Consider the following 25,758-nt stretch of genomic DNA (forward strand, 5'->3'; position numbering starts at 1 on the left):
GCTTCATCTCCTTTTTTTCATTCTATTAGTTGTTTGAACTGCATAGAGCCATAGCCCAAGCACAGTTGCAGCATATGGTATTATTGAAATTAATTCAGATGGTATATTTAGTATTTGTAGAGAATTTGATAAAGCATCCGCAACACCAAATAGAAGAGAAGTAATTGCTGTTCCAATAGTCGTTCCTCTACCCATAGCTTCTGCCGCTAGAGCTATCCAGCCTCTTCCAGCGGACATGTTTCTAGAAAACCAAGATACATACCCCATAGATAAGAATGCACCACCAAGTCCTGCAAATAATCCACTCAACATCAAGGCAATATACTGTATCTTTTTCACTTTTATTCCTACTGATTCAGCTGCATTGGAATTCTCTCCAATAGCTTTTATCTTCATTCCCAAAGGAGTTCTATTAAGCATATAATATACACATATAACTGCTAGTATAGCAACATATGTTAAAACATTGTGACCTGAAATTATCTCACCTATTACTGGTATTTTATTTATTAATGGCAATTCAATATTGGGCAAAACTTTACTTGGAAGTGATGCTGAAGTTCCTTTATCTCCAGTAAGTAAATATAGTATAAATATGCTTCCTCCATCAGCTAATAAATTCAATGCAATACCTCCCAGTATGATATGGGTTCTTAGCTTTATGGTGAAATATGCTAATGCACCAGATAACAATATACCTGTGCATACTGCCCCAAGCAAACCTACTATTGCACTTTGAGTTGAAGCACTAACTATTACTCCTGATAATGCTGAAAGCAGCATTACACCTTCTAATCCAATATTAACCACACCAGCTCTATCAGAAATTAAAGCTCCTAAAGCTGCAAATAATATCGGAGTAGTTACCCTAAGTATTGAAAAACCAAAACTTGCAGTAAAAATTATTTCAAGAAAACTATCCATTTATCTTGCCTCCTTCAGTAACATTTTATGTCTCCAAACTTCTAAAAACTTTTCTGCTGATATTAGTAAGATAATTACTGCTTGAATTATTGCAACCATTTCAGCAGGCACGTCAGTTAAGCGAGCCATCAAATCAGCTCCTATCCTTATATATGCCAAAAACATAGCAGCTCCTATTACTGAAAAAGGTTTGTTTTTGGCTAACATGGCCACTAATGCACCATCAAATCCCAATCCAGGTAAACTACTCCATCGAAATCTATTGTACATCCCTAATACTTCTACAGAACCACCCATGCCGGCAATAAATCCAGCAATCAAATGTACATATATAATAACCCAAAATGTATTTATGCCTGAAAATTGAGCAAATTTAGGATTAATACCGGTCATTCTTAATGAATAGCCCCATTTAGTTTTATATAAAAAGTAATATACTATGATAACCATGACCAACGCAATAATCAGTCCAGCATGGATTCTCGTCCCAGGAATTATTTTGCTTAAACTTGCTGATTCAGGAAATTTTAATGACGCTATTTCTGTAAGGTTTGAGTCTCTTAGATGATAATTCAAAATATATAACCCTATACCTAAGAAAATACTATTGAACATCAGGGATGTTACCAATTCACTTGCGTTCCACTTAGCTTTTAATACTGCTGGTATACTGGCAGCAATCATCCCTACTAAAGATCCTGCTAATATAGCAATAATAGGATGAAAGAAAGGTGTAGATTTTAAGAATAATACTACTGCCGTTGCAGTTATACCACTAATAAAAAATATCCCTTCAGATCCTAAGTTGAATAAACCAGTCTCAAATAAAAGTGATGTTGCCAATCCCGAAAATATTAATGGAATTGCCAATTCTATTACATTTCCTACATATCTTTTTGATTTCAATGGCCCTGCAACAAATGTAAACAAAGTTTTTATTGGTTCATCGCTTACCATAAAGATAATCAAGAAAGCCAGAACTAAGGCTATTGATACCGCAACTAACGTTCTTAATATTTGAAATTGCTTTTCTTTATTCATGTGCAGCCCTCCTAATTTCTTCAGATGAATGACGTTTAATACCTAACATACACAATCCCAATTCTTCTTCTGTTAATTCTGCTAGATTATCAAAATATGCAACTATTTCACCCTCATACATTACAAGGAGGCTATCACTAAGTTCCATTACTTCATTTAAATCTGCTGAAACTAATAATATTGCATTATTATCATCTCTCATCTTTATCAATTGCTTGTGAATGAATTGTGCAGCTCCAATATCTACACCCCTAGTTGGTTGCTCAGCTATAAGTAAATCAGGACCTATAGAACATTCTCTTGCCACCACAACTTTCTGAATATTTCCACCAGAAAGCATTTTTATCTTCTGTGAAGAACCATTGCATTTTACCAAGTACTCTTCAATGAGATTTGTACTTAGGTTTGCTAATTTCTTAGTATCCAGAAATATTCCTTTATTAAATTTTTGTGAGAAGATTCTGTTTGAGATAATGTTTTCTTTAATAGAAGCCTCTTTTGCAACTCCTTGACTCATTCTATCTTCTGGAATATAAGAAACGCCTAGATTTCTTTTTTCCTTTATTGTCAGATTGTTAATCTCTTTGTTTTTAATAAGCACTCTTCCCTTTTCAATTTCTTCACTTCCAGTAATGAGGCTTATCAATTCACTTTGTCCATTTCCTTCAACACCAGCTATCCCAACTATTTTCCCACTGTTAACTGTAAAATTTATATTTTTAAGTATTTCTTTATTATTTTCATTTTTATAACACAAGTTTTCTACTCTAAGTACTGGACTTCCAACTTTATTAATTTTTTTATCGTATTTCAGTATTACGTCTCTCCCCACCATTAACTTAGATATTTCCTGTTCCGTTACATCCGCTGTATTGAAAACTCCTTTTGTTTGTCCTTTCCTTATTATTGTAATTCTATCGCAGATAGCCTTTACTTCTTTCAGTTTATGAGAGATAAAAATTATAGTATGACCTTCATCTCTTAATTTTTTTAGTTCTATAAATAGTTCTTCTGTCTCTTGCGGTGTTAAAACTGCTGTTGGTTCATCTAATATTAATATTTTTGCACCTCTTAAAAGAGCCTTTAAAATTTCTACTTTCTGCTTCATTCCTACAGATAAATCCTGAACCTTTAAATTTGGATCAACTGCTAAGTTGTATTTTTTAGATATTTCTTCAGTTATACTAACTGTTTTTTTCATATCAATACTTGTTCCTTTTTTAGGTTCAATCCCCAACAACAAATTTTGTGCTACTGTAAAAGAAGGTACCAACATAAAGTGTTGATGAACCATACCAATACCAAAATCAATGGCCTTTTGAGGAGTATCAATTGTGATTTTTTCTCCTCTCATTAAAATTTCACCTTCGCTAGGTTGTTCCATACCAAATAGCATTTTCATCAGTGTAGATTTTCCTGCCCCATTTTCTCCACAAATAGCATGAATTTCTCCTTTTTTCAGTGAAAAATCAACGTTTTTATTTGCTACAACTCCATTAGGATATACTTTTGTAATATTTTTTAACTCAAGTAAATTATTACTCATTTGGAGCCTCCTTAAATAGTTTATAAAATCCTATTATTGATAAGTCAATATATTAGGATGAACTAATATATTGACTTTAAAACTTATCCTTATTCACAACTACATTGTTTTTAGTTAGGTTTAACAGATTCTCTAATCTTATTTATTTCTTCAGAACTTAATCCAAAAGCACTAGTTACTTCAATCTTTCCACTTACCAAATCAGCTTCTATTTGTTCTAATTTATCTTTAATTTCTTGTGGAAGTATTCTTTCATAGTATTCGTTTTTAGCAAGGCCAACTCCACCTTCTTTTACTCCCATTTCTTCATGAACCCCAAATTTTAATGAACCTTCTTGGTACATTTTAACTGCTCTCAAAATAGAGTTATCAATTCGCTTAAGTGCAGATGTTACAATATGATTTGATTTTTCCTCATCGGTTTCCTTAAATGTCATCGCTTGATCAGCATCAACACCTATAGCATATTTATCTTTTTCTTTTGCTGCATCAATTACTCCAAGACCTGTGCCACCAGCAACGTTAAAACTAATATCTACACCACTATTAAATTGAGCTAGTGTAAGTTCCTTACCTTTTGCGGGATCTCCAAAATCTCCTGCATAAGAAATTGCAACTTTTGTATCTTTATCAACATATTGAGCTCCCTCTATATATCCAATCAAAAAATCATTAATTCCTGGTATATCCATACCACCTAAGAAACCTATTTTTTTATCTTCGTTTGCAAATTCAATATCTGATGAAGTTACTAAAGCTGCAGCAGCTCCTGCTAAAAATGATCCTTCATTGCTGCTGTAAAACATTGCGTAAACATTTTCAGGAGTTTCTTTAATATTTGTATCAAAATTGATAAATTTCTTATCAGTATAATTTGGTGCCATTTCATTTAGTAACTCAGTAATACTACTACCAGTAATAATAAGATCCCAATCCCCTTCAATTGCATCAAGTAAATTAGGTTCCCATTTTGTTGAATCAGTACCCATTTCAATAACTTTAGTTTCAGCATTTAGTTCTTCTTTTACTAAATTTAAACCTCTGTTTGCTGCATCGAAAAAGGACTTATCTCCTAAATTTCCTGGAATTAATAAAACAACTTTCAATTTTTCTCCTGCGCTACTTTCAGCTTCCTCTTTATTCTTTGTACCACATCCAATAAGAGCAAAACTCACCACTAATAAAGCTGCCATTAATAAAGATAATTTTTTCATAATAGTATTCCTCCCTTTAATCTATTTTTTTAGTTTTAAAGCTTTTATATTCCTCTCCCCTTATAGCATTAATCAAATTCTATATCTATGAAAAACACAATAAAGGAGAATAATATCATGGTTTAATAATGATCAGCTATATGGAACATGTTCCATAATGTTGAAAAAAGAAGACTGTGACACAGTCAAATTTTTACTTTTCAATTATGTTAGTTGAACTTCGTTGAATAAACTCGATATCAAAAATATGTTCCTTTACTAATGCTTTTTTATTTTGAATTTGCTCAATCAATAAATCTACTGCGGTTTCTCCCATTTTAGGAATTAATTGTCCAACAGTGGTTAGCGCCGGACTTGTCTTACTGCTATAATATATATTATCAAATCCAATTACTTGAATATCATTTGGTACATTAAGTCCAATTTTATAACACTCACTCAAAACAGAAATGGCTAAATCATCATTCCAAACGAATACAATCTCATAATTACTAAGACGATTTTTTATAGAAGAAATATCCTCTCCATAAATTCCTTCAATAATATCAAATTTTAATCCTACCTCATTCAATTTAGACTCAAATCCCTTAAACCTTTCCAAAGAAGTCGTAATACTATCAGGGCCTTTTATATGCAATATCTTTTTTAAGTCATTTTTAATAATATACTCTGCTACTAGTTCTCCGCCTTTAAAATTATCTGAAGCAAGAAATGTAATATCATTAGAAATCCTCTTCTCTATAGAAACTACGGGAATTTCACTATTTATATATTCATCTGAGCATTGTGCATTAGCAACTATAATTCCATCTACACGATGCCTCTGCAGCATCTCTATAATATCATGCTCATTTTTTTTACTATACTCGGTATTAGATAATACTATATTATAACCCTTTTCTCTAGCTCGGTTTTCAATACCTGTTGCTAGCTCAGGATAAACTGGGTTTACGATGTTAGGAATTATTAGTCCTATCATCATAGAACTTTTAGTAAAAAGAGCTCTGGCTAATGCATTTGGTTTGTAATTCAATTCGTCTATTGCGCTTTGAATTTTCTCTCTCACCTCATTGCTCACATAACCATCATCATTTATATACCTTGACACCGTTGCTATACCAACACCAGCTTTTTTTGCAACATCTCTAATATTCGCCATAATATCCTCCCTATATGGAACATGTTCCATATCTGAATTATAAAATATATTTTATACAATGTCAATAATTCTTTTTACTAAATTAATGATTAAATAAATAATTTGGTATAATCAATCACAAGGTAGTAGTGTACTAAAAAATACAAATAAAAAACCGTGCTTATCTATAATGTACCACTGTAGAGTGGATATTATAGATAAGCACGGTTTTTGTATTGCAACACACTCATAAAGTGTATTTAAAGATTAATTTAAAGCAGTGTTAAATATTTCTTGGATTTTTTCAGCATCTTTAGAAATTGTAAGTAAAATATATTTGCCATTAGATTCTAAAATGTGATTTTTAACTAGTTCATAGTTTTGTGGTACGTAATTCTCAAAAGCTTGTAATTGAACATCAATATGTCCTTTTAATGCTTCTTCAATTTCAGCTATTTTTACTTTATCATTCACCTTGATAATAATAACTTCATCTGCTTGTAGGTTAATCATAGGGAATTTCATAATACCTTCAGCAACATCATCAGTGTTGATATTGTAAGCTTTAATTACTTCTTTATTAAAATCCTCTAGCTCTTCACTCTTTAAATCAATCTCTGATAATTTTGAAATTCCTTCAACTTCCTCTTCGATACTATTCATAATATCTCTTACAGGCACTTGAGGTTCTGCTTTCCCACAACCAACAAGTGTAAAAATTAACATAACTACGATTAACAAACTTAGATTTTTTTTCATGATTTTCCTCCTAATGTTTTAATTCAATACATATTATATACGTATTTTTTTATAAAAAGTTTGTTTGTCTAGAAATTTTTTTGATAAAATAATACCTGCAGTCGTCTCGAATGCAGGTATCAAATCCCAAATGAATATCTACGCTATTCTATTAGATTGTATAAAAGTAGAAATAATACTAATAATATTTATACCTACAAAAACTATTATACCGATCCAATACATACTAAGTTCAATGGTTACTATTTGAGTCCCAGTTAATATTATAAACAGAAATGCTATCACATTTAAAATATCTAAAGTTAATTTAGCAGATTTAGCTCTTATTTCAACGAACATTTCATCATTTTTATTAATTACTCCTGTACTTTTTAACGGTCTCTTTGAAAAATATTTAGTTATCGCTATTCCCAGAACACTAATTATTAAAAACATTATAGATAAAGTTTTAATAAGTTCCATTCCTTCACCACTAATACCCTTTGAATTAGAATACATCCATGCTATAAGCCCAACTAATCCCATTAAACCACTTTTCATATAACTTACAATATCTACATCCATTTTTTTCATGTTATTTATTCCTCCTCATATATAAATATTTCTTCTATTAATTTTCCAAAAATCTTAGAAATCTTGAAGGCTAAGTTTATCGAGGGATTGTATTTTCCTTTTTCTAAAGAAATTATAGTTTGCCTAGATACTCCAAGCTTGAAAGCTAAGTCATCTTGAGTTAGATTGTGTAATTTTCTAAATTCTTTAATTTTATTAGTCACTTTATCCCTAAGTTGATTTTAAAAACTTAGGTTATACACCTCCTTTTTGAAAAGTAAAGCTACCTTTACATTAAATATAGCAACTCCCTCCTTAAATGTCAAGCTCATTTTACATTTATTTGTATAAAAATTCCATATAAGGTTTTATAGACGACCTCTTGTATAACAAAAAACCTGCCGCATATGCAACAGGTTTTAGAATCAAATTAATATTTTTTATCTACCTTAAGATATTTGAATAATATAATATAAAATAATATAGCTATTATTACAAAAGAAATCAAATTATATTCAGGACTAAATCTGCTAGTTAGCCATATTGAATAAGTTCCTTCTAGTGCTGAACCTTTAAAATTCATAACAAAAGCACCAAAAAAATTATTAGCTGCATGAGCACCAATAGCCAATTCTAAGCTATCGCTTTTAAGAGTTACTAATGCTAAAATAAATCCCACACCAAAATAATAAGGTGGTAATAAAAGCATTGATTTTGAAACCTCAGGATTTGCTAAATGAGGAACCATAAATATAACTCCAGATATAATAGCTAAGGTTATAGGATTTTTAACTCTTTGTCCAAATCCTTGAAGAATATATCCTCTAAAAAATAATTCTTCTGTTGAAGTCTGTATAAAAGTAAATATAACAGCTAACGGTAAAAACATAAGAAGTTTTGGTAAAGACGAATAAAAACTCACAGCAGTTGGTTCAATAAAATATTCAATTACTGAACTAATGGCAACTAAAAGAAAATAAACTCCAAATCCTACAAAAAACCTCTTCCAACTTATTTTATCTTTCGGTGTAATAAGTGATTTAAATGTCCTTTTATGGATCGACTTATTAGCAATAACTATCCCTAATAAGAAAAATATAAATCCTACATTTAATGAAATATAAAATGCTAGTTCAGTTTTGATAACATATCTACCAATTCCATCTATAATAACAGTAAAAATTCCTCCTACTATCATCCACATAAATAAAATTAATAAAACAGAACCTACATATCTTCCACAAGAATTCTTACCTTCACTAGCTTTATTAATATAATCTGAACTCATAATTTCACTCCTTTAAATTTTCAGAAACACTTTAAATACTACTAAGCTTCTAACCATTTCTTTTTTAATAAACTGCTTTCATTATTTTTACACCATGTTCCCTTACCATTAAAGATTTTAGTTATTATTTTTACATTTAGATTAACCAAGGGTCCTATCAATATAGCAATAATAATGGTTCCTCCGTTAATTTGGCCTGTCCCTATTCCTCCGAAATATGCAACCGCTAAAGCGATAATAATTGCACCTATTTCTACAATAGTCTTTATAAATGCAAAATTAAAATCTTTTATATCTCTTAATGTAACTACGAAAAACTCAACTGGAGGCAACATTCCTTTAGTATAAATTTGAGCACCTACCCCAAAACTCATGATATACATTCCTATAATAAAGAGTAAATAGTTATTAACTAGACTTATTTGTGCAAATAAAGGTGTAAAAACACAGTTCCACCCATTTATAATAAATCCCATAAAAAATCCAATAATTACGGGGTGAAAATAAAGTTTCTTTAGTAAATATGAACTAATCAAAGTAGTTATTGATGTTATTATAATCATCCATGTTCCAATAGACATACCAAATACTGCTGAAAAATTAGCAAACAAAGCATCCCAGCCACCAGCACCTATATGTGTATTTAGAACTATAGATGCTCCAATTCCCCAAAAAACATATCCCAAAATATAAATAATCCACTTAATCATAGCTACTCCATTCTAATTGTACCTAAAGATTTATACATATACTAACTCTTTAACAATTATAAGTTTTTGAATTGTTTAAAAAATAACAATCCGTCTATGATTATACCTTTTTTTCAATATATTTACTATATATTTTAAAGACTTTTTTATTTTATTATTCACAAGAGATTATTTATTGAATTTCCATTTTTTCTATATACCAACATCCATATAGCAGTCCACCAATAAACATGATAATTGCTATTATAACTGCACTTGGTATAATTGAAATATCCTTTAGAAATACATAATCATCTTTTATAATCATAAGATTAGATACCACTGGAAGAGGAAAAGGTATTACTTTTCTTAGCATTGGATTAAATAAGTACATTAAACTTATAACAAGTTGCCCACCAATATACATTAATGGAACAATTATTTTTTTACTAACAAGAGCTATTGATGCTGTCACCGTAATCATAAGCATTTGGAAGAAGAATGCCTTAGCTGTTAATACTAAATGTTTTATTATAACCGCAGAAGTTAATGTATCTTTAAAAGATAAATAACTAAAAATAGTTAGCATGATAAATTCTAAAATGTATAGTATTAATGATACAAGTATTATTGCCATTATTTTACCGACAAATATCTTCCATCTTTCATGCCTATAAATTACCATTGAAGACATAGTGTTGTCCTTGAATTCCTGTATAAACATAATTGCTGTCATAATATTTACTGTTGCCAAAAAACCATAGGAGAATACCCCTAGATTTATCCACGTATATAATTGATCAGCATTAATAATAGTATCTGAATTTAAGGAAGATGAACTTCCGTTTACTAGTAAAAATGCACCTATTATTAAAAATATCCATTGTCCCTTAAACTTCTTTAATTCGCATATTACAATATCAAACATACTTAATCCTCCTTAATATATATTAGCTTTCTTATAAAATATTACACATGCTATAAAGCCAATTATGAATACAATGCTTCCTAAAAATATATCAAATCCACTCACAACATCTCTAATTGGTATTGGAATAGAGCATATTGGTGAACCAAGTTTTGCAACAGGTGCTGCAGGTAAAATCGAAAATACCCATTCTTTGTACTTAACTCCAAAAATATAATTTGAATTAAGAATTAATATTGCAATAGAATATATACTTGAAACAATAGTGCTTTTGCCAATCAAAGCCACTAATATAGCAAAAGGCATTAGAGCGATTTGGAAAACTAATGAAATTAAAAATACCTTAGAATGATTTAGAATAACTCCCACCTCTAGAGGTGTTCTCAATAAAAGAAATCCGCTTAAAACAACAAGGATATAACCAGTTATATAAATAATAGCAACTATCAATGTACACATTAAGAATTTGTTTATAAAAACTCCAAATCTCCCACTTGGATAGGAAAACGTTATTGAAGCTATTTTTTCTTTGAATTCTTGAATAAATACAAAGGATATTATAAGAGGAATAATCACCGCAAAGAAAATAGTAAAAGCTAAATATTCAAAATTTGAAAAATATCCATACCAATTAAGTGATGATACTAACTTTTTATTCATTGTAAAGAAAAATAAGCAAAGTAAACTGACCATAGGTATAAAAATATAATATCCTGTCCTTTTTAATTTCAAGAACTCACAATATAATCCATCAAGCATTTCCGTTACCTCCAGTAAGCTTTACAAAGTAATCTTCAAGAGTATCAGTCATAACATTTACCTCATAAACATCTACACCAGCAGATATTAAATTTCTTGCAATTTCATTGGATTTATCTAATTTTTCATATACCCTAAATGTATTTTTGTTCCATACTTCGTAATCTTTTATTTGTATTTCATTTTCTAGAATAGTTGCCGCTCTATTATCATCACTAACTTTTAGATTTATATAATGTCTATTCTTTTTATAAAAATTATTGTAATCTATCTCTTCAAGTAGTTTTCCATTATGAATAATTCCAATATTAGTTGCAAGTTGCTGAATCTCTCCAAGTATATGGCTTGATGTAAGGACAGTTATCTCTCTTTTTTTATTGAGTTGAAGTAAAGTCTCTCTGATTTCCTTTATTCCCACAGGATCAAGGCCATTAGTTGGTTCGTCTAGAATTAGTAACTCTGGTTTGTGAAGTAATGCTCTTGCAAGACCTAATCTTTGCTTCATACCTAGAGAATATTTTTTAACCTTTTTCTTTTTTATATCATAATCACTAAGTCCAGCAATTTGTAGAGCTTCATCAATATATTCCTTATTAGGTATACCCATCATTCTTCTGTGAATATCAAGATTCTCTCTTGCCGTTAAGTTAGGATAAAAACCTGGAGTTTCTATTACCGCCCCTATTCTCCCATATACCTCTCTATCTCTCATCTTCTTTCCAAAGATTTCGCATTCTCCTTTTGATGGTGAAATAAGTCCCATTATCATTCTTAGAGTTGTAGTTTTACCGGCTCCATTTCTCCCTAAAAATCCATATATTTCACCTTTTTTAATATTCATATTTACATTATCAACTACAGCTGTGGTGCCGTATCTTTTTGTTAAATTATAAGTTCTTATTATATGTTTCATTAATATTTCCTCCTCTAAAATAATTAAGGATTATCTCCTGTTAATATAAATAATAGAAGATAATCCTTAAATCCAAACTACATAATTATTACAAATTTATTAAATAATCAAACTTATCTATATCTAGGAAGTGTTACTATAAAGCTTGTTTTTTCATTAGAAATACTTTCAGCTATTATATTTCCATCCATATTTTCCACTAGCTTTCTTACAATAGAAAGGCCTAAACCGCTTCCCTGAAATTTTCTATTTCTCGAATTTTCTGCTGTGTATAATCTGTCAAAAATATATGGAAGTTTATCTTTTTCAATTCCTTTTCCTTTATCCCATACTATTAATTTAACATTCTTATCATCTTGATTTAAACTGATACCAACAAATTTTCCATCTTGTCCGTATTTTAAACTATTTGATATAAGATTTGTAATAACTCGATTCAATGCACTCTTGTCGCCAAGGACAAAAGCTTCTTCCTCTCCAATATCTATTTGCATTGTTATTTCTCTTTCATTAATTTCATTCATAAAATTAATTACATTTTGCCTAATAGCTTCTGTTATATTAACCTTTTCATTTTGTAATTCTGCATCATTACCTTCAAGCTTTGCCATTTGAAAAAACTCTTCCATAAGTTCTACTAACGCATTTCCTCTTTCATAAATAATATCTATATACTCATTTTTTTTGTCTTCTTTAAGAGTATTATCCTTCAGTAAATGAACATATCCCATCAAAGCAGTAAGAGGAGTTCTTATATCATGAGAAATGTTAGAAATCATTTTTTTATGTCTTTCTTTATAATTTTTATTATCAACAGAAACATGCTGATATCTATCTAGAAAAATATTAATTTCCTCTACTAACTCTTTCTTATCCATACTTAGATTATTAGCTCTTATTCTTTCTCTTGAATCTTCTTTTAGAATATTTTCTAATTTTCCACTAATCATTTTAGTCTTCTTTTTGTCATTAAATAACAACAAGGACAGCACTATAATTATAATTAATAATATCCAGTTCATCATTTATTACCTGCCAGTTTATAACCTATACCCCAAACTGTTTCTATAAGACTAGGTTTGTTTGGATCATTTTCAACTTTACTTCTAAGCCTTCTCATATGTACTGTTACAGTATTATAATCTGTTACAAAATCCTCTCCCCATACGTTGTCATATATCTGAACCTTAGTAAACACTCTATTTGGATTCTTAAAGAAAAGCTGTAAAATTTTCATTTCCTTTGCAGTTAGCGTAAGTTCTTTTCCTGCTTTTGTAACTACATAGTTTTTCATATCAAATCTTATATCACCAAACTCATATATGATATTTTCTTCTGTAGGTGTAGTTTCGTTATAATAAACAGCTCTTCTTATATTAGATTTAACTCTTGCAATAAGTTCTGGAATTGAAAAAGGTTTTACAATATAATCATCTGCACCCATGCCAAGCCCTATAATTTTATCTGTTTCCTCTCCCTTAGCAGAAAGTATAATAATAGGTACCTTGCTCTTTTCTCTAATTTGTCTCATTGCCTCAATACCATCCATAACAGGCATCATTATGTCCATTATTACCATATGATAGCTGCTATTATTAAACTTTTCTACCCCTTCAAGTCCATGAAAAGCTTGTCCTATGTCATATCCTTCTTTTAACAACGCTTCTTTTATCATATTATTTATATTAAAATCATCTTCAACGACTAAAATCTTCAAATTATCCATAACATCACCTCGTTGTTAATTATATCATATTGTTAAAATATAGAAAAACCTACCATTGCATTTTAGTAGGTTTAATAAATTTGCTTTATAATATTCATTTCTTTTGCTTTCACTACAGCTTTTATTCGACTATCCACTTCTAACTTACTATAGATATTGTTCAAATGACTTTTCACTGTACCTAATGAAATAAAGAATTTTTTGCTAATATCCGTGTTTGATAATCCATCAGCTACTAATTCTAATATTTCTAATTCTCGTTCTGTTAACGATGATATTCCTTTTTTAGGATGAAGTATATTGTGAATATTTATATTTTTTATAATGGTTTGTTTTAACATTAGAGAAGGAATTACTCCCTTAATTATTGAAACAATACTTTTATCTAATCCTTTGTATCCTATACTTTCAAGATAAATTAAGCCAATAAATATTCCCATATAGTGCATAGGTACGCAAATTATAGATATATTTTCTTTGTCCATAATGTAAATATCTTTAGCAAATATTCCATCACTAGGTTTGTTTTTTAAGAATACTTCTTCACCTGTTCTTGCAACATATCTAATAATTTTTCTTGACATATTGCTAATAAATTTAATATTAACAATGTCAGGATAGGCATAAACTTGACCTTCTTTTTCGCACTTATATGCAACATGCATTTCATCGCATTTTTCAAATAAAATAGCTCCGAAATCCGCTACAGATTTTTTAAGAAGATAATCTAAAATATATGCAAACCCCTGTTTTTCATTCATTTCTTCTATCCTATTTATATGGTTTAGAATATCATTCATTACCATATTACTTTCTTGTTTTTCAGAAGGAAATGGCATAACTAAAATTTCAAATTCTTTTTCTATCTTTCTAGCTATATAAGTTGCTCCCCATCTCTCATAACAATCTATTGCCTCTTTAGCATAGAATTCACACAATTTTTTATGCTTCTTATAATACCTGGCAGCTAAAGTATTACCTAATGCCTCTAAATATATGTTTCCATCTCTTTCAGATAAACTTATAGCCTCATTATAATAATTCGCAGCACGCTTCCCATCTTCAAAAATAGCTTCATAACTACCTAGAGTAAGTAAATATCTTATATAGTGATTTCCATCATAGTACTCAATAGCTTCTTTTAATTCCTTTAAATCATTTTGAATATCAGATTTATTTTTCTCCTTTTGGTTTTCTTCTAGTTCTTTATGTTGTGCTTGTCTTGCTAATATACAAAAAAATACAATTTCCATATACATTATATGACCTTTTAAAAGTCCTATATAAGGTCTTATATTTTCTACAATACTATAAGCTTTTTCAAATTCTCCTTCTAAATATAATCGTTGTAACTTCAGCACATAATAAATAACACTTTCAGCACTATCATAACTTTCTGGTTCTTCTATTATTCCTTTATCTTTTTCTAATACGCTCCCCTTCTGTAAGTATTTTAGATGTAGATTAATAAAATACTGGTTAAATTTCAAAGCATGAGTTCCTACATTTTGTAAGGCTTTCAATTTCTCATAGGTTTCAGACTTAATTTCTTCAAAACACTTACCCATAACATATTTTGCATATATGCTAGATACTATTCCATAACTACTATATACGAATTCACCAGCCTTAATTCCTTCCTCTATAGCCATATCTAAATAATCGATAGATTTACCAAACGGTTTATACCAATGTGTCACAAATGTTGCCATAAATGAATATACAATATCTTTTATCTCTGAATCCTCTGTATCTCTTAATAATTCCAAAGTAATATTCGCTAGTCTTTCTCCCTTTTTATAATCATTCCATACATGATAAAAAATAAAACTACAAGCTGCATACCCTAAAGGTGAAAAAGAAGAACTACCGTGTTCTGCTGAAAGAACACCCATATTTACAAGAATTAAGGTAAACACATTATAATCTAAGTAATTAGCTGGGGGTATCATTTGATTTAAAATTTCCAATATAGTTAGTATTCTTTCATCTTGAATAGAAGGTGCATTAATCAATTCTTCTATTTTTTTATCTGAAAATAGTGATTGTACTTTTAATAGTTCACTGTTGAAATCTTCTAGATCAAAACTAAAGCCTAAATGTGAAAGTACTTCTATACCTAATTCAATTGCTTTATCACTTTCTCCAATATAGGAGTACATATTCATATACTTGCTCTTGATAATTATAATGTTTTTATCTGTATTATGTTTTTCAATTAGCCTTTGGAATATTTCAATAGCGGATTTAATATCCTCACATAAAAATTTACATTCTGCTAACTCCAGTTCAATCTTCATTTCTAAATCTTTAAACTCTAAAGATTCATCTTTTTTCAAAAATAGTAAGCATAGTTCAAATATTTTTAATGCTTGTTCAACTGCAGTAGTTTGCTTTGCCTCTATACCCGCATCATAAAGATGATTAATCCATAGTAAATTTGTACAATCTCCTATACGGCTTTCATAGTTTGAACGTAACAATTGTGATGCCATAAACAATCTACTATTTTTAACAAATTTACTATCTGTAAAAAGAATAGTTTTAGCAATCTTATAATGGATATCTTCTCTTTCTTTAATAGCAATATCTTTATATACAACTTCTAAAGGAATATCATGTATAAAATCATATCTAATAATCTGCTGCTCAAAATCACTCAAAGTTTTAGGTACTATAAATGCTCTTTCGCATAATTTTTTCAACTCTGCTTTAAGAGAAATTTCATCGCAGTCTATTATTCCCTTTATTTGAGAGTAGGTTGCCTTGCCATCAAAACAAGCTATTATTTGGAGAATAGCTTTTTCACTATCACTTAGCATTGTTATTTTGCCATAAATCATTTGTTCTATATCTTTAGGTAGAGTAAACTTATTCATATTATGGAAGTTAACTATCCATTTTTCCTTATTAGAGAGAAAAGCCAAGATATCTTTTTCAACAAAAATATCTAACAGAGTTTTTATGTAAAAAGGATTTCCAGAAGTTATCCCATAAATTATTCTTACTAAGTAATCGGAGTTTTCAATTCTTTTACCCAAAACTAGGTTTATATATTCTTTAATATGTCTTTCTGTTAATGGTTGTAATATAATACTCAAAGAACGATTTTGTATATTTTTGATTTTGGTTAGTGTCTTTACCTTATCTAAAAACTCCTGTTCATTATCTCTATAAGCTAGTATAAGCATTAAATTTAATCCTTCACTATCCTTACAAATACTTTCTATCAATTCAAAAGAAGGTTTATCTATCCATTGTATATCATCAATAAATATAATCAATGGAAATAAAGCCTCTGAAATAGTTGATAAAAATTGATATAATACTTTTTTTATACGATATTTTAGTTTTTCGTAATTGTCAATATTAATTGATTTATGCTTTGGGAAAAGTTTTCTTGATAAGGGACTAATAGTTGTTATGATTTCAATATCATCACCTAGTACTTTCGATATAGTACTTTTTATATTTTTTAATTGTTCATAAGGTAAAGTTAATACATGCTTTGTCATTTCCTCAATAATCTCAGATATAGCTATGAAAGGTCTTTTATTGTTTTGTATATTTTTCCCATATACAAAAGTTACATCATTGCTCGCCAATTCTCTTACAACGTGTTCTACAAAAAAAGTCTTTCCAATACCAGGTCCCCCCTTTATGAAAACAACTGCTGTATTATCTTCTAAAACCCGATCAAAATGCTTTTTTACAGAATTCATCTCATAATCTCTTGCAATAATAGTTTTATTCATTTTTTCTTCAATCAAATCTTTCATATAATATCCATCCTTTGATTATATAAATATTATGTTAGTGGAAGTTTAATCACTGCATTTACACCTTTTCCAACACTACTTTCCAATAAAAACTGACCTTTATGTGCTTTAATAATCCTTGCAACCATTGGTATACCTAACCCATGCCCATTATTAGTAATATTATTTTTGCTTAGAGAATATGGAAGTTCTTTTAAATGAAGAAGTACATCCTGAGATATTCCTGTTCCATTATCTCCTACAATAAAGCAACATGTTGTCTCATCTGAGAGAATACATGTTTTTAATAAAATTTCACATCCATCCGGATTATGAGTAATGCTATTTTGAACCAAATTGTTTATTGCCCGAAAAAGTAATTTTTCATCAGCTTGTACTTTGATATGCTCTATAGGAATATCCAAGTTTATTGTGAATCTTTCATCTAATCCATTATTAAGAAACTCTGAAGCAACTTGCCTTGCAAGTGTTGACAATCTAATAGTTTTTAAGTTTAATGGCTGCATTTCATATTCCAACATGGATACAAGGTTTAAATCACTAATTAGTGATTTAAGTTTTTCCCCCTGTTTTCTAATAATGCTTGCCTGTTCCCTCTGCTCTTTAGGTAAAACTTCATTTTCCTCCAGTTCACTAGAATAACCAAGAACCATAGAAAGAGGAGTTCTAATATCATGTGAAACACCTGCAATCCAATTGGAACGTGCTTCATCTCTCGATTTAAGGGCAGTATTTTTGTCTTGCAACATATTTGACGTACGATTGATACTTTTTGCAAGTTCACAGAAAATACCTTTTGTATCAACGAAAGTAGACTCTTCATTAGCAAGAGCATGTATTCCTACAATAAGAGGTTTTACAGATTTAGTTACCCTAACCCCCATCAGAATTGATATAAATAAAGCTAATAAAACATTTACTATAAACAAAATAAATATCCTTATTGGTAATCTTCTTATCCAATTTATTGGATAATATACAGAATATCTTGCAAGACTATTTTTGGGATAACCAATAACAACAAGGCCATCATTATGCTCCCAAATAAAAACAGGATAGTCTAATAAATAATTTCGTGAAAACTTTGCTATATCAATCAAATTATAAGTAAGAGGAATTTCCTGTGGTAAATTATAATTCCACCTTACTTTACCCCTTACATCTATAAGCATTGCCCATGCATTATTATCTACCAACATTTTTTTTGCTTTATCACCTAAAACATAATCTGTATCCTTATAATCAAGTTCAGCCTCTATATTTTGAACTACTTCTTCTGGTGATTGCCCCCTGCTACTCCCCTTGAATACAAAAATACCTAATATAATAAAATTGAGAAGAAATAAAATAAAGCATATTAATACTGTTATATAAATAAATTTCCTTAGTATTCGTGTGATACCTTCCATTTTATCGTTCCTCAACCAATAATTTATACCCTAGACCTCTAACAGTAAGAAGACTTTTGGGCTTAGACGGATTTATTTCTATTTTCTCTCTGATTCGTCTAATATGTACCATCAAAGTATTTTCATAACCATAATAATCATCTCCCCAAACTGCCTGACATAAAGTATCACTTATAACAATACGACCTCTATTTTCATATAATTTGAGAAGAATTCTGTGCTCCTTAGCGGTCAATGATTTGTCTCCTCTATTACCATGTACTACAGCACTCTCCAAATCAATAGTACTTCCTTGAACCATAAAAACTGGTAATTGTTCAATCATAGTAGTTGTATAAACACGTTTAAGTATAGCAGTAAGCCTAAGAATAAGCTCTCGTGGCAAAAAAGGCTTAACAATATAATCATCTGCGCCTAGACCTAATCCTAATAACCGATCTTGATCGTCTCCTTTAGCTGTTAGAAAAAGTACAGGCATTTGAGAAAACTGCCTTATTGAAGAAAGTAACTGAAATCCATCTCCATCTGGCAACATAACATCTAGAATTGCAATATGTATACTATTTGAACGACAAACTGTTAACGCCTCTTCACAATTTGCAGCAAAATATATTCGTGTAAATCCTTCTTTTCGTAAAAAACTCTCCACCATTTTTCTTATTTCAAATTCATCATCAACAATAAGTATTTTTCTATTCTTTATATTTTCCATATTTAATCACCTACTTTTATTATACATAAATATTATAGTATTTTGATAAAATTTTCCTTATATAAAAATATTTAAGGTTATCGTAAGGCTAGCTTCAGTTTTTAGTAAGGTAATTAACCTAGTATATATATAAAGATTGGAGTTGAAATATCAATGAATACAATAGTATCAACAAACAAATTGTCAAAAAGTTATAATGGCACTTACAGAGTCAACAAAGTGAATATGAGTGTTTACGAAGGGGATATTTATGGATTTCTTGGACCAAACGGAGCTGGAAAATCCACTACACTTAAAATGCTCTTGGGTCTAGCTAAACCAACTAGAGGAAATGTAACGATTTTAGGAAAGAATTTAAATAAAAACCGCGAATATATTTTAAACCAAACTGGCTCACTAATTGAATCTCCATCCTACTATGGTCATTTAACAGGTTTAGAAAACTTGCGCGTAATACAACGTCTACGAAATGTACCTAATAAAAATATTAACGAATCTTTAAAAATTGTTCGCCTAGAAAATCAGAAAAGCAAAAAAGTTAAGCACTATTCCTTAGGAATGAAGCAACGTCTTGGAATTGCAATGGCACTAATAAATTTCCCAAAACTTCTAATACTTGATGAACCTACAAATGGCCTAGACCCAAACGGAATTAGAGAAGTTAGAGAACTTATCAAATCTTTACCTCAACGTTATGGGATTACTGTTTTAATTTCAACTCATCTTCTATCAGAAATTGAACAAATGGCTACCTCAGTAGGTATCATAAACGATGGGAATCTTCTATTCCAAGGTAGTATGGACTCACTGAATACAAAAAGCAAATCTTATATTTCTATAAAAACTGAAAATAATAAATCAGCCAATAAAATATTGCTTAGAGCTGGATATATGCCTGTACAGAATGATGATCGTTTAATCTTTGAAAACCTAAAAAATTCTCAAGTAGCATATGTGAATAAACTACTTATAACAAATGAAATAAATGTTACCCGCATTGAAGAAAAAAGAAAAAGTTTGGAGGATTACTTTCTTGAACTTACTGGAAAGGAGCGAAGTCTATGATTAACGCTGTAATCCTAGAATTTTTTAAGCTACGTCGTAAAAAAATATTTATAATGATAACCGCATTTTTGAGCATAGAACTCTTATGGGCTTTTATGGCCACTAGTAAATATATGTCCAGTGACCCCAGTATTAATGAATGGCATGGATTATTCTACATGATAACCTCTATGAATGGTTTCTTTTTGCCAATTATTTCTGCAATTGTTGCTTCACGTATATGGGATATGGAATATAAAGGTGGTACTTGGAAACTATTAATATGCTCGAATTTACATCCTAGACAAATATATTTATCTAAATATATTTGTTCATGTGCACTTATGCTTTATGCTATTATCTTACAAGCCCTTGCTATAGGTGTTTTCGGGAGTTTAAAATCCTTCTCAGACATATTATCTATCCCTCTATTTGTCAGTTTCATTAGAGGTACAATGCTTACAAGTATGGCAATACTAGCATTACAACAATGGGTAAGTTCATCAATTAAGAATCAGGCATTTGCCCTTTGTTTAGGAATGGTTGGTGGTTTTATTGGATTAGTATCAGATTTATTACCTTTGATTATACGTCCTATACTAATTTGGTCTTACTACACTTATCTATCTCCTGTTAAATATCAATTTATAAATTCATCAATACAATATACTATTAAAAATCCTGGTGTAGAAAAACTATCTATAGCTGTGGCAATGACTTTAATATTTTATATTATTGGAAATATTCATATTTCTAAAAAAGAAGTATAAGGAGGACTTATTATGTTTAAAAAAATTCTTACTGCTGAATGGTTAAAGTTACGTCATTCATTTATATGGATTGTACTTATTACGCTTCCAATTATAAGTGTTTTATTTGGTAACTTTAATTTCTACTTTAACCAAGGAGTATTAAAAAATGAATGGTATAGTCTATGGACACAAGTAAGCTTATTTTATGGCGAATTCTTTCTTCCTATTCTCATTGCTATTTGTTGTTCTTATGTATGTAGACTAGAACATATGAACAAAAACTGGAACACAATAATGACTTCTCCAATTCCAATTAAGTGGATATTTATTTCGAAACTAGTAATTGTTACAATACTACTTTTCACTGTACAGATTTTCTTAATATTCTTATATTTCTGTTCAGGTAAAATAATGGGACTATCTTCACAAATTCCTATAGAAATCTTAGGATGGACATTAAGAGGTTGGTTAGCAACTATTACAATAGCATCTCTACAACTGGGATTATCCATACGTATCCGAAGTTTTGCAACTCCTATTGGTATAAGTATTTGCTGTGTTTTTATGGGTTTAGGTATGTATCTACTGAAATTGGGTATGTTTTTTCCTCATTCTCTTCTCACAATCGGAATGGGTGTTATCAGTCAAAAAGGATTGAATACTTTTAGTATGATTCAATTTTTATTTATGAATGCCGTTTTCACTATTTTATTCTCTTGTCTTACAATTGGTAGATTAAAAAAGGTTGATGTAGTTGCATAAAAAATATCTGCCGTGACGTTTCACGACGGCAGATATTTATTGCTCCAATAAACTATTCAATTGATCTTTTATTCCTGAAAAAGATACTCCATTTTCTTGACATATATCCCTAACTGTTAAATTAACATTTTGAATTTCAATACCTACAATTTCTTCAATAGTTTCTTTATCTATACCCCAAGATATTACTTCACTTACAGTTGTTTTACCTTTAACTGCTATTTCATCATCATGATCTTCTTCCTGACTAGATTCATCTTTATCTATAGTAGCTATTCTATTTTCTTCCTTTAATTCAACTATTCTATCTCCTAACAAATTTTCCATTTCACTTGTCCATTTACCTTCTTCTTTTAGAACATCAATAGCTGAAGTTGGAAGATAATCATATCCTTCATAAGGCAATCCTGTATAAAAAGATACAAACAATTTAACTGCTCCTGTCCCTATCTCAATATCATCTCCTAAATCTGAATAAATACTTTCTAAATCTTTAGCCTTTAATTCATCAGGTGAAACTGTATCAATATTAAAAGCCTCTGCTAACAAATTAGATTTTACACCAAATGCATTTTCTATATCTTTAAAAGAATAAGATCCTCTAATATCTTCTGGGTCAGGCATGCCTTCAAATTTACCTGAAGTAATTATTTTAGGTTGTTTTGAAGATTCTGTTTGCCACCAGCCTAGGGATTTAGATACTAAAATTCCTCCAAACAAGACTACAAAAATTATTAAAATTAATAGACTACTTTTTAGCTTCATTATTTCCCCTCCTCAAAGCCTTTTATTGTTAAATTAACTGTATTATCCACAGGACACTCTTCTTCTGATGTACATTTTCCACATCTTATACACTGATGATCTAAAATTACTTCTTTAGTTGATACCTCAATATTCATAGGACAAATTAAATCACATTTCTTACAATCAATGCATGTATTTTTATTTCTTCTAATCTTAAAAATACTAAATAGATTAGTTAATCCCACTAGCGCTCCAAAAGGACAAGCATATTTACACCAAGGTCTTTCTATAAATAATGATGATAATAAAATTACTACTAACACTATTATTCCACCTAAAGTAACTTCATCTGACCAAAAATTAAATAAAGCATAATATGGATCTACCTCTAAAAATATTAACTTTAATGAATTAGTTGTTAAATAAACAGTAAATACTAAAACAAAATATCGAGTAAATCTTAAGAATTTATCATATTTTTTGGGAACAAACGTATTATATCTTTCCTTGAAAATTTTTGTACCAATTTTGCCTATCCATTCTTGAACACTTCCAAGTGGACAAATATAACTGCATACTACTGGTCCAACTATTATTGCTAAAACTAATATAATACCTGTAAGTACTAATGCTGATGAATGAATTTTCTTAACAAAAACACCATAGCTAATTAAAGATACAAATGTTTCAACGCCACCATATGGACATATAGCATGTAGTGATGCTGATCCTATTAAGGGTATTGTTCTTCCTATTTCACTTAAATAATGATTAAAAGCTATAAATCCTACTAAAACAAAGAAAAATATCTGACTAAATAATCTTATTTTTTTTGATTTATTCATATTTACCTCCCATATAGAGATAAACTACTGCATACATTTATCTCTTTCTTATTCTTTAAGTAAATATTACTAACCTTATATGGCGAATTTGTGACAACAATATGTAAAAAATCAAAAGCATATATAGCTAAAAAGTTTTAATATCTTTATAGCTATATATGCTTCTATACAATCACACTAAATTTAACACCGTCTTCTAGATTCTCTACCCTAAAATCACCTTCGTGCTGTATGATAATTTGTTTTACTATTGCAAGGCCTAGCCCAGTTCCTGTTTTCTTTCCTTTTCTTTTATAAAAACTATCAAAAATAAAAGGAAGGTCTTCTTCATGAATTTTACATCCAGTATTGATAACTTCAATTGCTAATTTATCATTTAAATTATAAGCATTTAGAATAATTTTTTTATCTGAATGTTCCAAAGCATTTGAAAGCAAGTTCTTGACGACTTGCTCCATTCTTAGTGGATCAATATTTATAGATAAATCGCCTACCGTATTACTAGTAACCATTTCAAATCCTCTACTATTAACATATTCTCTAAATATTGTTGAAATCTTATTCAGCCAAGAGTTTATATAAACTTGTTCTCTGTGAATAGTAAAAAATCCATTTTCTATTTTTGAAAAATCTAAAACATCATTTATAAGAGTACTCATACTTTCTGTTTCCCTAATAATATTTTCAATATACCCTTCTTTTTCTTCTTCGCTCTTATACATACCATCATAAACTAACTCCGAATATCCTTGAATAACTGATATAGGTGTTTTCAATTCATGAGTTGCTTGTGCTAGAAACTGCTTTTTAAGCTTCTCTACAGATCTTTCTTTTTTTAATTCGGATTCTAATCTTTGGATATTTGAAAGCAGCTCTTCGTATAACAAATTCAAAGAATTACTAAGCTGGCCGATTTCATCTTTTCTATCGATATTCATAATTGACTTAATTTGTTTTGATTTCATCTGTAGAGCTAAATTATTTAAATTTTTAATTGGTTTTGATATCTTAATTGAAATAAAATAAGCACCAATAATGGATAATATAAGACTTACCATTAAAATATAAATAAAAAAATTAAGCATAATATCTACTGCATTATCAAGAGATTCGATAGAAACTTCATATAATAAATAATCTTCTCCAACCCTTACCCCAAATATATATATATCAATCCCCATTTTATTGGTAAATTGATATTGAAAAACATTTCCATTTATAGTGTATGTATCTTCATGTTTTCTTCTTAGTTTACCTGCACCTTTAATTGTGCCATTTTTATCAACAGTATAAATATCTCCCCCTATTTCGCTTTGCATGTGGTCAAATAAGTCTTTCACTTTACTTATACTATTATTATCATCTGCATCATAGATATTAGTAATTTTTGTAGTGTATTCTTTAATTGATGCTATTTTCTCACTCTTATAATACTTAGGAAGAAAAAACTTTGTAGTCAAACCTATAAATAAAAACAAACTAAATGTAAAAGCTATAAATACAACAAAGATTTTTAAACTAATAGATCTTCTCACTGTTCTTTCACCATCCTATATCCATACCCTCTTACTGTTTCAACTAACTTACTTTTATAAGATAACTTTTTTCGTAGTCTCTTCACGTGAGTATCTACAGTTCTTTCGTCTCCATAATAATCATATCCCCAAACGGCATCTAATATATTACCTCTTGATAAGGCAATATTACTATTTTCAGCAAAATATAAAAGCAAACTATACTCAATTGGAGTTAAGTCTAACTTGTTTCCATCCATAAACGCTTGCCTAAATTCTTTATTTATTGTTATTCCATTTATCTCTAGTGTGCTTTTTATTGAAGATTCACTATTTCTCTTTAGTAACGCCTTCATTCTTGCTAATAGTAGTCTTGAACTAAAAGGTTTAGTCACATAATCATCAGCACCTAATTCAAATCCAAATATTTTATCATCCTCTTCACTTCTTGCTGTAAGCATAATTACAGGAACATCCATATACTTTCTAATATTTCTTAATATTGTCCATCCATCTAAGTCTGGCAACATTACATCTAATATAATAAGGTTATATTCTCTTTTATCTAACTCACTCAAAGCTTTTTCTCCAGTATCAGCTTCGAATAATACAAAAGATTCTCTTTCTATATATTTTCTAATAATTTCTCTTATTCTTTCATCATCTTCTACTAGAAGTATGTTAGTAGTATACATGTAGTTTATCTCCTCCCAGTAC

25 protein-coding genes are annotated in these 25,758 nt (G+C 29.5%); 3 read left to right on the plus strand and 22 right to left on the minus strand.

Going from position 1 to position 25,758, the window contains the following annotated elements; translation table 11 throughout:
- Positions 1–3 precede the first annotated feature (3 nt).
- The 18 genes from ACQ3F0_RS14020 to ACQ3F0_RS14105 form a co-directional block, all read right to left on the minus strand.
- A complete protein-coding gene (locus tag ACQ3F0_RS14020) occupies positions 4–924 on the minus strand; it encodes an ABC transporter permease (protein WP_428865938.1) in 921 nt (306 codons plus the stop codon).
- A complete protein-coding gene (locus tag ACQ3F0_RS14025; protein ID WP_428865939.1) occupies positions 925–1,965 on the minus strand; it encodes an ABC transporter permease in 1,041 nt (346 codons plus the stop codon).
- On the minus strand, positions 1,958–3,511 hold the full coding sequence (locus tag ACQ3F0_RS14030; RefSeq protein WP_428865940.1) for an ABC transporter ATP-binding protein: 1,554 nt from the start codon (positions 3,509–3,511) through the stop codon (positions 1,958–1,960). The genes ACQ3F0_RS14025 and ACQ3F0_RS14030 overlap by 8 nt, the downstream gene beginning before the upstream one ends.
- Before the next feature lie 110 nt (positions 3,512–3,621).
- Positions 3,622–4,725 carry a BMP family ABC transporter substrate-binding protein gene (locus tag ACQ3F0_RS14035; RefSeq protein WP_428865941.1) on the minus strand — a complete coding sequence of 368 codons (1,104 nt, stop codon included), beginning with the start codon at positions 4,723–4,725 and terminating at the stop codon, positions 3,622–3,624.
- A gap of 193 nt (positions 4,726–4,918) precedes the next feature.
- Entirely contained in the window at positions 4,919–5,884 is a 966-nt protein-coding gene (locus ACQ3F0_RS14040) for a LacI family DNA-binding transcriptional regulator (RefSeq protein WP_428865942.1), read from the minus strand.
- Between the two features lie 246 nt (positions 5,885–6,130).
- Positions 6,131–6,622: a DUF4358 domain-containing protein gene (locus ACQ3F0_RS14045; protein WP_428865943.1), complete on the minus strand. Its 492-nt coding sequence runs from the start codon at positions 6,620–6,622 to the stop codon at positions 6,131–6,133.
- Between the two features lie 138 nt (positions 6,623–6,760).
- On the minus strand, positions 6,761–7,195 hold the full coding sequence (locus tag ACQ3F0_RS14050; RefSeq protein WP_428865944.1) for a hypothetical protein: 435 nt from the start codon (positions 7,193–7,195) through the stop codon (positions 6,761–6,763).
- Positions 7,196–7,200: 5 nt separating this feature from the next.
- Positions 7,201–7,398, minus strand: a complete 198-nt coding sequence (locus ACQ3F0_RS14055) for a helix-turn-helix transcriptional regulator (RefSeq protein WP_428865945.1) — start codon at positions 7,396–7,398, stop codon at positions 7,201–7,203.
- Positions 7,399–7,604: 206 nt separating this feature from the next.
- Positions 7,605–8,462 carry a CPBP family intramembrane glutamic endopeptidase gene (locus ACQ3F0_RS14060; RefSeq protein WP_428865946.1) on the minus strand — a complete coding sequence of 286 codons (858 nt, stop codon included), beginning with the start codon at positions 8,460–8,462 and terminating at the stop codon, positions 7,605–7,607.
- Positions 8,463–8,503: 41 nt separating this feature from the next.
- Positions 8,504–9,172 (minus strand): DUF6198 family protein, encoded by a 669-nt coding sequence (locus ACQ3F0_RS14065; RefSeq protein ID WP_428865947.1) that lies wholly within the window; start codon positions 9,170–9,172, stop codon positions 8,504–8,506.
- A 172-nt stretch (positions 9,173–9,344) separates the two neighbouring features.
- Positions 9,345–10,079, minus strand: coding sequence for an ABC transporter permease (locus tag ACQ3F0_RS14070; RefSeq protein ID WP_428865948.1), 735 nt, complete (start codon positions 10,077–10,079; stop codon positions 9,345–9,347).
- 12 nt (positions 10,080–10,091) lie between these two features.
- Complete coding sequence (locus ACQ3F0_RS14075; protein ID WP_428865949.1) at positions 10,092–10,838, minus strand: ABC transporter permease; 747 nt, start codon at positions 10,836–10,838, stop codon at positions 10,092–10,094.
- Positions 10,831–11,751, minus strand: a complete 921-nt coding sequence (locus ACQ3F0_RS14080) for an ABC transporter ATP-binding protein (RefSeq protein ID WP_428865950.1) — start codon at positions 11,749–11,751, stop codon at positions 10,831–10,833. Before ACQ3F0_RS14080 ends, ACQ3F0_RS14075 begins: the two co-directional genes overlap by 8 nt.
- A 113-nt stretch (positions 11,752–11,864) precedes the next feature.
- A complete protein-coding gene (locus ACQ3F0_RS14085) occupies positions 11,865–12,773 on the minus strand; it encodes a sensor histidine kinase (protein ID WP_428866084.1) in 909 nt (302 codons plus the stop codon).
- Positions 12,773–13,477 (minus strand): response regulator transcription factor, encoded by a 705-nt coding sequence (locus ACQ3F0_RS14090; RefSeq protein WP_428865951.1) that lies wholly within the window; start codon positions 13,475–13,477, stop codon positions 12,773–12,775. The genes ACQ3F0_RS14085 and ACQ3F0_RS14090 overlap by 1 nt, the downstream gene beginning before the upstream one ends.
- A gap of 71 nt (positions 13,478–13,548) precedes the next feature.
- Complete coding sequence (locus tag ACQ3F0_RS14095; RefSeq protein WP_428865952.1) at positions 13,549–17,256, minus strand: LuxR C-terminal-related transcriptional regulator; 3,708 nt, start codon at positions 17,254–17,256, stop codon at positions 13,549–13,551.
- A 29-nt stretch (positions 17,257–17,285) separates the two neighbouring features.
- Positions 17,286–18,665, minus strand: coding sequence for a HAMP domain-containing sensor histidine kinase (locus ACQ3F0_RS14100; RefSeq protein ID WP_428865953.1), 1,380 nt, complete (start codon positions 18,663–18,665; stop codon positions 17,286–17,288).
- Between the two features lies 1 nt (position 18,666).
- Positions 18,667–19,377 carry a response regulator transcription factor gene (locus ACQ3F0_RS14105; protein ID WP_428865954.1) on the minus strand — a complete coding sequence of 237 codons (711 nt, stop codon included), beginning with the start codon at positions 19,375–19,377 and terminating at the stop codon, positions 18,667–18,669.
- 153 nt (positions 19,378–19,530) lie between these two features.
- On the opposite strand from ACQ3F0_RS14105, the gene ACQ3F0_RS14110 reads away from it, so the two are divergent.
- The 3 genes from ACQ3F0_RS14110 to ACQ3F0_RS14120 are packed head-to-tail and all read left to right on the plus strand — an operon-like array spanning position 19,531 to position 21,935.
- Positions 19,531–20,442: an ABC transporter ATP-binding protein gene (locus tag ACQ3F0_RS14110; RefSeq protein ID WP_428865955.1), complete on the plus strand. Its 912-nt coding sequence runs from the start codon at positions 19,531–19,533 to the stop codon at positions 20,440–20,442.
- Positions 20,439–21,191 (plus strand): ABC transporter permease, encoded by a 753-nt coding sequence (locus tag ACQ3F0_RS14115; RefSeq protein ID WP_428865956.1) that lies wholly within the window; start codon positions 20,439–20,441, stop codon positions 21,189–21,191. The genes ACQ3F0_RS14110 and ACQ3F0_RS14115 overlap by 4 nt, the downstream gene beginning before the upstream one ends.
- A 12-nt stretch (positions 21,192–21,203) precedes the next feature.
- Positions 21,204–21,935: an ABC transporter permease gene (locus ACQ3F0_RS14120; RefSeq protein ID WP_428865957.1), complete on the plus strand. Its 732-nt coding sequence runs from the start codon at positions 21,204–21,206 to the stop codon at positions 21,933–21,935.
- Between the two features lie 36 nt (positions 21,936–21,971).
- On the opposite strand, the gene ACQ3F0_RS14125 is transcribed toward ACQ3F0_RS14120, so the two are convergent.
- The 4 genes from ACQ3F0_RS14125 to ACQ3F0_RS14140 all read right to left on the minus strand — a co-directional run bounded on the left by ACQ3F0_RS14125 (position 21,972) and on the right by ACQ3F0_RS14140 (position 25,736).
- Positions 21,972–22,700, minus strand: coding sequence for a hypothetical protein (locus ACQ3F0_RS14125; RefSeq protein WP_428865958.1), 729 nt, complete (start codon positions 22,698–22,700; stop codon positions 21,972–21,974).
- Positions 22,700–23,527 (minus strand): 4Fe-4S binding protein, encoded by an 828-nt coding sequence (locus tag ACQ3F0_RS14130; protein WP_428865959.1) that lies wholly within the window; start codon positions 23,525–23,527, stop codon positions 22,700–22,702. Before ACQ3F0_RS14130 ends, ACQ3F0_RS14125 begins: the two co-directional genes overlap by 1 nt.
- 164 nt (positions 23,528–23,691) lie before the next feature.
- Complete coding sequence (locus tag ACQ3F0_RS14135) at positions 23,692–25,062, minus strand: sensor histidine kinase (protein WP_428865960.1); 1,371 nt, start codon at positions 25,060–25,062, stop codon at positions 23,692–23,694.
- Positions 25,059–25,736: a response regulator transcription factor gene (locus ACQ3F0_RS14140; RefSeq protein ID WP_428865961.1), complete on the minus strand. Its 678-nt coding sequence runs from the start codon at positions 25,734–25,736 to the stop codon at positions 25,059–25,061. Before ACQ3F0_RS14140 ends, ACQ3F0_RS14135 begins: the two co-directional genes overlap by 4 nt.
- Positions 25,737–25,758: the final 22 nt, after the last annotated feature.

The organism is Clostridium sediminicola (assembly GCF_050402865.1).
Taxonomy (GTDB): Bacteria; Bacillota; Clostridia; order Clostridiales; family Clostridiaceae; genus Clostridium_AF; species Clostridium_AF sediminicola.